General features: G+C 69.8%; 11 protein-coding genes. 9 read left to right on the forward strand and 2 right to left on the reverse strand.

Annotated features, from left to right (window positions below):
* Positions 1–306, reverse strand: a 306-nt coding sequence (locus tag DMC18_RS09620) for a hypothetical protein (protein ID WP_110132895.1), incomplete at its 3' end; no start/stop codon positions are given.
* Positions 307–436: 130 nt separating this feature from the next.
* Complete coding sequence (locus DMC18_RS09625; protein WP_110118932.1) at positions 437–1,273, reverse strand: LysR substrate-binding domain-containing protein; 837 nt, start codon at positions 1,271–1,273, stop codon at positions 437–439.
* A gap of 239 nt (positions 1,274–1,512) precedes the next feature.
* On the opposite strand from DMC18_RS09625, the gene DMC18_RS09630 reads away from it, so the two are divergent.
* The 9 genes from DMC18_RS09630 to DMC18_RS09670 form a co-directional block, all read left to right on the forward strand.
* Positions 1,513–2,235 carry an ABC transporter permease subunit gene (locus DMC18_RS09630; protein WP_233245196.1) on the forward strand — a complete coding sequence of 241 codons (723 nt, stop codon included), beginning with the start codon at positions 1,513–1,515 and terminating at the stop codon, positions 2,233–2,235.
* Positions 2,232–3,062: an ABC transporter ATP-binding protein gene (locus DMC18_RS09635; protein WP_370444003.1), complete on the forward strand. Its 831-nt coding sequence runs from the start codon at positions 2,232–2,234 to the stop codon at positions 3,060–3,062. The genes DMC18_RS09630 and DMC18_RS09635 overlap by 4 nt, the downstream gene beginning before the upstream one ends.
* Entirely contained in the window at positions 3,059–4,234 is a 1,176-nt protein-coding gene (locus DMC18_RS09640) for an acyl-CoA dehydrogenase family protein (RefSeq protein ID WP_110132892.1), read from the forward strand. The genes DMC18_RS09635 and DMC18_RS09640 overlap by 4 nt, the downstream gene beginning before the upstream one ends.
* Complete coding sequence (locus DMC18_RS09645) at positions 4,231–5,181, forward strand: D-isomer specific 2-hydroxyacid dehydrogenase family protein (protein ID WP_110118928.1); 951 nt, start codon at positions 4,231–4,233, stop codon at positions 5,179–5,181. The genes DMC18_RS09640 and DMC18_RS09645 overlap by 4 nt, the downstream gene beginning before the upstream one ends.
* Before the next feature lie 18 nt (positions 5,182–5,199).
* Positions 5,200–6,042, forward strand: coding sequence for a class II aldolase/adducin family protein (locus tag DMC18_RS09650; RefSeq protein WP_110118927.1), 843 nt, complete (start codon positions 5,200–5,202; stop codon positions 6,040–6,042).
* Positions 6,042–7,055, forward strand: coding sequence for an ABC transporter substrate-binding protein (locus DMC18_RS09655; RefSeq protein ID WP_110118926.1), 1,014 nt, complete (start codon positions 6,042–6,044; stop codon positions 7,053–7,055). Before DMC18_RS09650 ends, DMC18_RS09655 begins: the two co-directional genes overlap by 1 nt.
* Positions 7,056–7,187: 132 nt before the next feature.
* Entirely contained in the window at positions 7,188–9,368 is a 2,181-nt protein-coding gene (locus DMC18_RS09660; RefSeq protein WP_110132893.1) for a TonB-dependent receptor, read from the forward strand.
* A 4-nt stretch (positions 9,369–9,372) separates the two neighbouring features.
* A complete protein-coding gene (locus DMC18_RS09665) occupies positions 9,373–9,987 on the forward strand; it encodes a cysteine dioxygenase (protein WP_110118924.1) in 615 nt (204 codons plus the stop codon).
* Positions 9,984–11,385, forward strand: a 1,402-nt coding sequence (locus DMC18_RS09670) for a rhodanese-like domain-containing protein (RefSeq protein ID WP_110132894.1), incomplete at its 3' end; no start/stop codon positions are given. The genes DMC18_RS09665 and DMC18_RS09670, both read left to right, overlap by 4 nt.

An 11,385-nucleotide genomic window follows, 5' to 3' on the forward strand; every position in this document is an offset into this window, starting at 1 on the left:
GCCGCCCGGGAAGCGGAACGGAACCTTCACGGTGCCGGTCTTGGCGCCCATCGGCAGCTTCTCGGCGATGCACATGGCCGCCTTATCGAAGCCCTTGCCGGCCGCGCTGTTGTCGACGACCTTGCAGCCCGAGAGCTTGCCGGCGTCGGCGGTGCACTCGAGCATCACCTGAGCGGCGTCCCTGGTGTTGGCGAACTGCTGCAGGCAGCGGCCCATCTGGTCTTCGAAACCACCGGCGGCCGAAGCAGCCGAAGCGACGAAGAAGCTGCCGGCCATAGCCGCTGCGAAAGCGATCGAGAATTTCATAGCCGCCCATCCCTCCTGGCGAAAACTTGATGGGAGGGTTTTCGCAGGAGGCCGCTAACGAAGAACCAAGGTTCGCGGTTAATCTTTTCTGAAAATGATTAATGTGCGCCCGAGGCTTTCGGAAAGCGTCTCAGAGCTCCAGGGCCGCGGTGTGGATCAGCTCCGAGAGCTTGGCGATCGACGGGTGCGGCGCGGGGCCTGTCCGACGAACATAGGCCACTTTCGGCAGGCTCGGTAAAGCCCCCTCGGCGATGGGCTGGGCCTCGGGGCGGAAGAGGCTGGTGCGGCAGGTCACCGCCAGTCCCGACTGCACCGCGGCGCGCAGGGCTGACAGGCTCGGCGTCTCCAGGGCCACGCGATACGAGCGCCCTTCCCGCTCCAGCGCCGCCAGGGCCGCGTCGCGGAACCGGCACGGGGCCTCCAGGATCGCCAGCGGCAGCACCTCCTGCTGGGCGAGGTCGGGCTCGCCGTGCCAGACCATCGGCACGGTGCGGGCGGCGGCCGGATCGTCGTAGGCGCCCATGCACAGGATGACGTCCAGGCGGTCGCTGCGCAGCAGCTCCAGCAGCTCCGGCGAGCCGGCGACCCGCACCTGCAGCTGGGTGTCGGGATTGAGCTGGGCGAAGCGGGCCAGGACGCCCGACAGCAGGGTCTCGGCGAAGTCCTGCACCAGCCCCACCCGCGCCGGCCCGGCCAGCGCGTCGCCGGTCAGGGCGACCACGGCGCGGTCGTTGAGGGCGAGGATGTCACGGGCGTGGCCCAGCAGGGTCTGGCCGGCCGGGGTCAGCGACAGCCGCCGCCCCTCGCGGTGGAACAGCGGCGTCAGCACGGTCTCCTCCAGCCGCTTCATCTGCAGGCTGAGGGCCGACTGGGTGACGAAGACACGCTCGGTGGCGCGCAGCATCGACCCGCTGTCGACGATGGCCACGAAGCTGCGGAGAAGTTCGGTCGGAAGGTTGGTCGGCATCTGGCGTCCCGTCTGACCCCGTTGAGGAACTCTAATAAGACCCCTGAGGATAAGTCTATTGATCGAGTAGGAATTCAGCGTCCATCTCTGTGAAGCAACGGCGCCCCCGCCGCAACGGTCACAGCGATGGAAGCGACCCGATGTCTTTGGCGACCGCCGATAGAATTTCTCTAGCGAGACCATTCCCCAAGGGGTGGCGATGGCCTCGCCTCTCCCGGGCGCGCTGGCTATCTCCGGTCGTGCTTCTGGCCTTGTGGGAATTGGGTTCGCGCTTCGGCCTGATCCCCGAACGGGTGCTGGCCGCGCCCTCGACGGTGGCTGAAACCTTCTGGGCGCTGACGGTTTCGGGCGAGCTTCCCGCCAACCTGCTGGTGTCGCTGGCCCGCGCCGCGGCCGGCCTGGCGATCGCCCTGGCCGTCGCCGTGAGTCTGGGCCTGCTGGCCGGCCTGTCGCGCTGGGGCGAGACCGTCGTCGACCCGCTGATGCAGATCAAGCGGACCATCCCGTCCCTGGCCCTGACCCCATTGTTCATCGTCTGGTTCGGCATCGGCGAGACGCCGAAGATCGCCCTGATCGCCGTGGCGACGACCTTCCCGATCTATCTGAACCTCTTCGCCGGGGTGCGCGGCATCGACGTGCGGCTGGTCGAGGCCGCCCGCAGCTTTGGCCTATCGGGCTGGAGCCTGGTGCGCGAGGTGATCCTGCCCGGCGCCCTGCCCTCGTTCTTCGTCGGCCTGCGCTACGCCCTGGGCGTCTCGGTGCTGGTGCTGGTGGTGGCCGAGCAGATCAACGCCCAGGCCGGCCTTGGCCACCTGATCAACAACGCCCGCGACTTCATGCGCACCGACATCATCGTCGTCTGCCTGCTCGTCTACGCCCTGCTCGGCCTTGGCGCCGACGCCCTCGTTCGCACGCTGGAGCGCCGCGCTCTGGCCTGGCGCCCCAGCCTCGTGGAGCAATGACCATGGTCCAGCCGCGTATCCGCCGCCGCGCCTTCGACACCGCCGCCGTCCCGGCCGTAGCGCCCTCGGCCTCGCCGTCGATCGCCCCCGCCGTGAAGCTGAACGGCTTCGTCCGCCAGTTCGGCGAGAACCGGGTCATCGACGGCCTGGACCTCTCGATCGCTCCGGGCGAGTTCGTCGCCCTGCTGGGCGCCAGCGGCTCGGGCAAGACCACCCTGCTGCGCACCCTGGCCGGACTCGATCCCGTCGGCGACCAGGACGTCACGACGCCGAGCACGCGCGCCGTGGTGTTCCAGGACGCCCGCCTGCTGCCGTGGAAGAAGGTCTGGCGCAACGTCGCGCTGGGTCTGAAAGATAAAGACGTCCGGGCGCGCGCCGAAGCCGCGCTGAAGGAAGTCGGCCTCGGCCATCGCCTCGACGCGTGGCCCTCCACCCTCTCCGGCGGCGAGGCCCAGCGCACGGCCCTGGCCCGCGCCCTCGTACGCGAGCCGGGTCTGCTGCTGCTCGACGAGCCGTTCGCGGCCCTCGACGCCCTGACCCGGCTGAAGATGCACGACCTGGTGCTGAACCTCTGGAACGAGCACAGGCCCGCCGTCCTGCTGGTCACCCACGATGTCGACGAGGCCATCTCGCTGGCCGACCGCGTGCTGGTGCTGAACAAGGGCCGGATCGCCGCCGAGGAGCACATCGCCCTGGAGCGCCCGCGCGCGCCGGACGCCCGTTTCCAGGCCATCCGCCGCCGCCTGCTCGGTCACCTGGGCGTCGAGGCCCCCGCCTCTCACGAAGGCGCCCTGATCGCCTTCCCGACCGGCGAGGCCGTGCAGTGAGCACCGCCGCCGCACGCAAGCTGGATCCCGCGCCGCACCTGCCCGACCTCGACACGGTGCTGCCGCGCCTGACGCAGGCCTTCGCCGCCACCGCCGGCCGCCACGACCGCGAGGCCAGCTTTCCGTTCGCCAACTTCCAGGCCCTGCATGAGGCGGGGCTGCTGGCCCTGACCGCCCCGGCGCGTCTGGGCGGGCTGGAAAGCGATCTGCCCACCGCGCTGAAGGTGGTTTCCGCCGTCGCCCGGGGCGAGCCGGCCACGGCCCTCGTTCTGGTCATGCAGTACCTGTTCCACGCCTCGGTCGAGGGCCGCTCGGGCTGGCCCGAGCACCTGAAGCAGCGCGTGATCGGCGACGCGATCGAGCACGGCGCCCTGATCAACGCCCTGCGCGTCGAGCCCGATCTCGGCACCCCCGCCCGCGGCGGCCTGCCGGCCACCATCGCCCGCCGCACGCCGGAAGGCTGGCGGATCAGCGGCCGCAAGATCTACTCCACCGGCTCGAGCGCCCTGCCCTGGTTCGTGGTCTGGGCCCGCAGCGACGACGCCGAACCTTTGGTCGGCGGCTGGCTGGTGCGCGCCGACAGTCCTGGCGTGATCATCGAAGAGACCTGGGATCACCTGGGTCTGCGCGCCAGCGCCAGCCACGACGTGATCTTCGAGGACGTGCTGGTTCCGCTGGACCACGCCCTGGATCCGCAGCCCCCGGGCGCCCCGCCGCCCTACTCGCCGGTGTTCGGGACCTGGTCGTCGGTGCTGACGGCGGCGATCTACGATTCCGTGGCGCGCGCCGCCCGCGACTGGCTGGCCGACTTCCTGATCGCCCGCAAGCCGGCCAACCTGGGCGCCAGCCTCTCGACCCTGCCCCGCTTCCAGGAAGCCCTGGGCGAGATCGACAGCCTGCTCTTCGCCAACCGCGTGCTGCTGGACAGCGCCGCGAAGGGCGACACGGCGGCGAGCGAGAGCGGTCTGGTCAAGCACCTGGTCACCGAGAACGCCATCACCGTTGTCGAGAAGGCCCTGAAGCTGACCGGCAACCCCGGCCTGACCCGCGCCAACCCGCTGGAGCGCCATCACCGCGACGTGCTGTGCGGCCGGGTGCACACGCCCCAGGCCGACGTGGTGCTGACCGGCGCCGGCAAGGCGGCCTTCGCGAGCCGGGAGGCCCAGGCATGAGCCGCCTCATCGTCGCCAGCCAGCTGCCCGAGGTGTTCAACACCGTCTTCGCCCAGCACGCGGCGGACGCGGAGATCGTGCCGGTCCCGCCGGGCCTGACCACGCCCCTGCCACGCGAGGCCAAGGTCCTGGTGGCCGCGCCGTTCCGCAAGGCCGGCGGCGTGCTGCCAGCCAAGGCGCCGCCCGGCTGGCCCTTCGACGTGCGCTGGGTGCAGCTGGTGTCGGTGGGCATCGACTTCTATCCGGACTGGCTGTTCGACGGTCCGGTGGTGACCTCGGCGCGCGGCTCTTCCGCCGTCGCCCTGGCCGAATTCGCCCTGGCGGCGATCCTGGCCGAGGCCAAGCGCCTGCCGGAGATCTGGATCGACAAGGCCGAACGCTGGGCGCCGCAGCCGCTGAAGCTGATCTCGGGCACGACCCTGGGCTTGGTCGGCTTCGGCGCCATCGGCGAGGCCCTGGCCCCGCGCGCCCAGGCCCTGGGCCTGAACGTCATCGCCACCCGCCGCTCGGACAAGCCGATCCCGGTGGCCGGCGTCGAGCGCGTGGCGGACCTGAAGACCCTGTTCGCCCGCAGCGACCACGTGGTGCTGGCCGCCCCGGCCACACCGCAGACCGAGCGCCTGATCGGCCGCGAGGTGCTGGCCGCCGCCAAGCCTGGCCTGCACCTGATCAACATCGCTCGCGGCGCGCTGATTGACGACGACGCCCTGCTGGCGGCGCTGGACGACGGCCGGGTGTCGCGCGCCAGCCTGGACGTCACCTTCCCCGAGCCCCTGACCGACGGCCACCCCTTCTACGGCCATCCGAAGGTTCGGCTCTCGCCCCACACCTCGGTGCACACGCCCGACACCCGCATCAACCTGGCGACCAGCTTCGCCCAGAACCTCGCCCGCTTCCGCGCCGGCGCGCCCCTGGCCGACGTCGTCGACCTGTCGCGCGGCTACTGACAACAAGGACCCTTCGCGATGACCGCGATCCCCGCCGCCCGCAGCTTCACCGCTTCCGGCCCGCACCCTGCGAAGATCGAGAGCGTGCTGCCGCCGTTCGGCTCGAAAGAGATCCCGCAGCAGCCGACGATCGAGCTGGAGCGGCTCTATCGCAAGCAGCGCCTGGCCGCCGGCTATCGACTGTTCGGCCGCTACGGCTTCGACATGGGCGGCGCCGGGCACATCACCGCCCGCGACCCCGAACTGACCGACCACTTCTGGGTCAATCCGCTGGGCGTGCACTTCTCGCGCATCAAGGTTTCGGACCTGATGCTGGTCAGCCATGCCGGCGAGATCGTGCAGCCGCCGGCCAAGGCCCCGGCCCGCCTGAACCGCGCCGCCTTCGCCATCCACTCGCAGCTGCACGAGGCCCGGCCCGACGTGATCGCCGCGGCCCACTCGCACTCGCTGTACGGCAAGGCCTGGTCGGCGCTGGGGCGGCTGCTGGATCCGCTGACCCAGGACTCGGCGGCCTTCTATGACGACCACGCCCTGTTCGAGGAATTCTCGGGCGTGGTGCTGGACACCAGCGAGGGCCAGAAGATCGCCAAGGCGCTGGGCCCCAAGAAGGCGGTGATCCTGCAGAACCACGGAATCCTCACCGTCGGCCAGTCGGTGGAGGCCGCCGTCTGGCGCTACCTGGCGCTCGAAAACGCCTGCCAGGCCCAGCTGCTGGCCGAGGCCGCCGGCCCGACCAAGCCGATGCCGCCGGAGGTCGCCAAGCACACCGCCGGCCAGGTCGGCACCGAACTGGGCGGCCTGTGGTCGTTCCAGCCCTATTGGGACATCGTCACCGAAGAAGAGCCGGACCTGTTCGACTGATGACCGGCATCTCCCTGTCCCGCCGCGACCTGATGTCGGGCGGCCTTTCGATCGCGGGCCTGTCGCTGGCCGGCCTCACTACTGTCAACCTGGCGGCCTGCTCTCCGAAGGGCGGGGACAAGGCCGGCTCGCTGGCGGACCTGACGCTGAGGGTGGCCACCTATCGCGGCAATCCCGAGAGCTTCTTCGGCGAGGCCGGCATCGCCGACCCGCCCTACAAGCTGGCCCGCACCCAGTTCGCCGGCGGCAACCTGATCGCCGAGGCGATCAACGCCCGGGCGCTGGACTTCGGCGGCATGAGCGAGATCCCGCCGATCTTCGTCGCCGCCCAGCCGGGCAACCAGGTGCGCATCGTCGGCGTGCTGAAGGGCGACGTGAACAACCAGGTGCTGCTCGTGCCGAAGGGCTCGCCGGCCCGGGACTTCAAGGACCTGAAGGGCAAGCGCATCGGCTATGTGAAGGCCACGACCTCGCACTACATCCTGCTGCGCCTGTTGCAGGAGGCGGGTCTTTCCTGGAGCGACATCCAGCCGGTGGCGCTGAGCCCGCAGGACGGTCTTGCGGCCTTCCAGAGCGGGGCGCTGGACGCCTGGGTGATCTACGGCGTCATCGTCTACCAGGCGCGCGAGGCCGGGGCGCGGGTGCTGCGCACGGCGCTGGGGATCCTGTCGGGCAACTACCTGATCACGGCGGCCAAGGAGGCGCTGGACGATCCGCTGCGGCTGCAGGCCATCGGCGACTACGTCTCGCGCTACAAGAAGGTTTTCGACTGGATCAACGCCGACGGCGAGCGCTGGGCCCGGGTGCGGGAACAGGCGACGGGGGTCAAGGCGGCCTACTACGCCCAGGAGTTCAAGGAGCGCTCCTCGCCCTACATCCTCGAACCGATCAGCGAGGCGGCCATCGCCTCCGAACAGGCCGTGGCCGACACCTTCGCCGCCGCCAAGATCATCCCCGGAGCCGTCGACGTGCGGCCGCTGTGGGATGACCGGCTCTCATCGTTCCTCAAGTAATGTCGAGTTCTACAAATATATCCGATGACCTCGGACGATATGAGCAGAGCTATCCGCTCGATCATTTTATATTCGTTGAGATGAGAGGCGGCGCGACGACAAATCCCCACCGAACAAGTCGGGGATAAATTCGTGCGAAACTTTAAGCTTCAACTTCTCGCCTTCACTTCTGGCCTCGCTGTCGCCGGCGGGGCATTGGCGGCCGAGCCGGCGCCGACCATCAATGCTGACGATGCGGCCTCCCCCGCCGTCGAGCAGGTGATCGTCACCGCCGAGCGCCGCGCCACCGACCTGCAGAAGACCGCGATCGCCATCTCGGCCTTCGGCTCGCAGGTGCTGGCCGACCGCAAGGTCGACAGCATCCGCGACCTGTCGGGCCAGATCCCGAACTTCAGCATCAGCCGCGTCACCATCAGCCACACCACCCAGACCTACGCCCTGCGGGGCGTCGGCGAGGCCGACCCGATCCAGGAGCCGGTGCTGGCCGTCTATGTCGACGACGTCTACATCCCCCGCCAGATCGGCTCGATGGTCGAGTTCAACGACCTGGAGCGCATCGAGGTGCTGCGCGGTCCGCAGGGCACGCTCTACGGCCGCAACTCCAGCGCCGGCGCCCTGCGCATCATCACCCGCGATCCCGGCCAGGAGTTCCGCGCCAAGGCCGAGGTGGGCCTGGGCAGCTACGGCGCCGTCGACGTCCGCGCCCTGGTCGAGGGACCGATCGTCGACGACAAGCTGTCGGGCAGCTTCTCCTACATCCACCACAAGCGCGACGGGGTGACCTTCGACCCGACGCTGAACCACGACGTCAACCGCATCGATCTCGACGCCTACCGCGCCAAGCTGCGCTGGACGCCGACCGAAAAGCTGGACGTGCTGTTCACGCTGAACGCCCTGCGCGACCGCAGCGACAGCCGCAGCTACGTGCCGGTCACCCAGCCGAACGGCGAATTCAACAACCGCTATTCCTACTCGGAAGTCGAGCCCAAGCAGGACCTCGACCAGATCAGCGGCTCGATCCGCGTCCAGTACGCCCTGAGCGACCATCTGAAGCTCAAGTCGATCACGGCCTACGGCGGCTTCAACCTGAACCCGGTCTATTACGACAACGACGGCCAGGCGGCGCTGATCCAGAAGAACCTGATCCACTACAACGACCAGTACGCCACCCAGGAAATCCAGCTGAACGGCGACTTCGGCAAGCTGACCTTCACCAGCGGCCTCTTTTACCTGCATGAGCGGTTCTTCGTGCAGCGCGACGGCTACAGCCGCCGGACCGCGACGGTCACCGACCCGGTGACCACGCCCAGCAATTACGGCTTCGCCCGCGCCCACAACATCACCAACACCGACGCCTACGCCCTGTTCGGCGAGGCGACCTATGCGGTGACAGACCGCCTCAGCGTCACCGGCGGCCTGCGCTGGACCAACGAGGAGAAGGAATTCACCTTCGACAACAAGGTGCTGAACCTGGCCGGCCAGGTCACCGGCCAGTCGATCGCCGGCACGGCCGACAAGACCTTCTCGGCGATCACCCCGAAGCTGTCGGTGCAGTACCAGTGGACGCCGGCCGTCCTGCAGTACGCGACCTATTCCAAGGGCTTCAAGTCGGGCGGCTTCGACAACCGGGCCACGCGCCTGGACCTGGCCACCCGCCCCTTCGCGCCGGAAGACGTCAACACCTACGAGACCGGCCTGAAGACCGAGCTGTTCGACCGCCGCGCGCGGGTGAACCTGGCGGCTTTCTACAACGACTATGAGAACCTGCAGGTCAGCTACAGCGACCCGGCCTATCCGGGCAATTCGATCCGCGGCAACGCCGGCGAGGCGCACACCTACGGCGTCGAGCTGGAGACCGACGTGCGCGCCACCGAGCGGCTCAGCCTTCAGGGCTCGGTCGGCTGGCCGTACGCCGTCTACGACACCTACAAGAATGCTGGCGGCGTGGGCGTGAACGCCGACGGCCACCGCCTGCTGAACTCGCCGCGCTGGAGCCTGTCGGGCGGGGTGACCTGGGACGTGCCGGTCCAGGTTCCTGGCTCGATCCGCGCCAACCTGAACGCCCAGTGGCAGACCAAGACCTATTTCAGCGCCCTGCAACGCCCGCAGGACGAGGCGCCCGCCCAGGGCTTCCTCAATGGCACGATCACCTGGACCGCGCCCAACCCGCAGTGGGCCGTGCAGCTGTCGGGCCGCAACCTGCTCGACAGCGACAAGCCGGTGACCTCGACCTACACGCCGGCCACCGGGGTCTATTACAAGAATTATCCCGATCCGCGGACCTGGCTGGTCACGCTGAAGTACGCGCTGTGATCCGATGACCGGCGCGCCCAACCTCACCCGCCTGGCCAGCTTCGTCGGAGACCTCGGCGCCCTGCTCGACCGCACCTCGGACGAGGCCGAAATCCTGCGCGAGGGGGGCGGCCTGCTGGCCGCCCTGATAGCCACGGACGACTGGTTGCCGGACGCCTACGCCGCGCCGAACCCGGCCCGCTATCAGCAGTACCTGCTGCATTGCGACAGCCGCGAGCGGTTCAGCGTGGTCAGCTTCGTCTGGGGGCCGGGCCAGGCGACGCCGGTCCACGACCACACGGTTTGGGGCCTGGTGGGCGTGCTGCGCGGCGCCGAGCTGTCGCAAGCCTACCACCGCGACGGCGCCGCCCTGGTCCCGCACGGGCCGGTCCATCGGCTGGAGCGCGGCGAGGTCGAAGCGGTCTCGCCGACGGTCGGTGACGTGCACCGGGTCACCAACGCCTTCGACGACAGGCCCTCGATCAGCATCCACGTCTACGGGGCCAATATCGGAGCGGTGCGCCGCTCGACCTACGACGCCGACGGACGGAGCAAGCCCTTCGTCTCCGGCTACTCCAACGACACCCTCCCCAACCTGTGGGACCGCTCCAAGCCGGTCCCCGCCGAGGCCGCGCCATGACCCTGCCCGTCGTCACGCCCCGCGAAGTCCGCCAGGACCTGATCGCCCGCCGTGAGATCGCCCTTCTGGACCTGCGCGAGGAAGATCCCTTCGCCAAGGCCCACCCTCTGTTCGCCTCGCAGCTGCCGCTCAGCCGGCTGGAGATCGAGATCCTCGACCGCGTGCCCCGCAAGGAGACGCGGATCGTGCTCTACGACAACGGCGAGGGCCTGGTCTCGCCGGCCGGCAAGCGGCTTGCGGCGCTCGGCTACACCAACGTCCAGGCGCTGAAGGGCGGGCTGCAGGGCTGGACCGACGCCGGCTACGAGCTCTTCCAGGACGTCAATTCCTACAGCAAGGCGTTCGGCGAACTGGTCGAGGCGCGCCGCCACACCCCGTCCCTGCCCGCCCAGGAGGTGCAGGCCCGCATCGACGCCAAGGCCGACCAGGTGATCCTCGACGCCCGCCGGTTCGAGGAATACGCGGTGATGAGCATCCCGGGCGGCGTCAGCACCCCGGGCGCCGAGCTGGTGCTGCGCGCCAGGGAGCTGGCGCCGGATCCCGCCACCACCATCATCGTCAACTGCGCGGGCCGCACCCGCAGCCTGATCGGCGCCCAATCGCTGGTCAACGCCGGGGTGCCCAACCCGGTCTTCGCCCTGCGCAACGGCACGATCGGCTGGACCCTGGCCCAGCAGAGCCTGGAGCACGGCCAGAGCCGCAAGTTCCCCGACGTCTCGACCCAGACCCTGGAAGAGGCCCGCGCCAAGGCGCGCGACGTGGCCTATCGCGCCGGCGTGCGCCGCATCGACGCCGAGGGGCTGGCCGACCTCGCCACCGACCGCAAGCGCACCCTCTATCGCTTCGACGTGCGCACGCCCGACGAGTACGCCAAGGGCCACCTGCCCGGCTTCCGCAGCGCGCCGGGCGGCCAGCTGGTGCAGGAGACCGACGTCTTCGCCCCCGTGCGCGGCGGCCGCATCGTGCTGGCTGACGACCTGGGTCCCCGCGCCGACATGACGGCCTCGTGGCTGGCTCAGCTGGGCTGGGAGACCTACGTGCTGGAGGACGGCTTCGAGGGCGAGCTGGCCACCGGCGCCTGGAAGCCTTCGGAGCCCCCGCACCTGCCGGTGGTCGAGACCATCCTGCCGCGCGCCCTCTCCGAAGCCCTGGCCGAAGACAGCGTCGTGGTGCTGGACCTCGCGCCCAGCCCCGCCCACCGCAAGGGCCACGTGCCCGGCGCCTGGTTCGCCATCCGCGCCCAGCTGGCCGAGGCCCTGGAGCGCGCGCCAGAAGGCAAGCCGATCGTCCTGACCTCGCCCGACGGCGTGCTGGCCCGCCTGGCCGCGCCGGAGCTGGAGGACATCGCCGACCAGCCGGTGCGGGTGCTCGACGGCGGCACCGCCGCCTGGGCCGCCG

Origin of the sequence: Caulobacter sp. D5 (assembly GCF_003185805.1) — a bacterium.
GTDB lineage: Bacteria > Pseudomonadota > Alphaproteobacteria > Caulobacterales > Caulobacteraceae > Caulobacter.

Excerpts from the sequence above, each read along its gene's own strand:
- DMC18_RS09645 (WP_110118928.1), top strand. The coding sequence starts at position 4,231 with ATGAGCCGCCTCATCGTCGCCAGCCAGCTGCCCGAGGTGTTCAACACC.
- DMC18_RS09625 (WP_110118932.1), bottom strand. The coding sequence starts at position 1,273 with ATGCCGACCAACCTTCCGACCGAACTTCTCCGCAGCTTCGTGGCCATC.
- DMC18_RS09650 (WP_110118927.1), top strand. The coding sequence starts at position 5,200 with ATGACCGCGATCCCCGCCGCCCGCAGCTTCACCGCTTCCGGCCCGCAC.
- DMC18_RS09635 (WP_370444003.1), top strand. The coding sequence starts at position 2,232 with ATGACCATGGTCCAGCCGCGTATCCGCCGCCGCGCCTTCGACACCGCC.
- DMC18_RS09655 (WP_110118926.1), top strand. The coding sequence starts at position 6,042 with ATGACCGGCATCTCCCTGTCCCGCCGCGACCTGATGTCGGGCGGCCTT.
- DMC18_RS09665 (WP_110118924.1), top strand. The coding sequence starts at position 9,373 with ATGACCGGCGCGCCCAACCTCACCCGCCTGGCCAGCTTCGTCGGAGAC.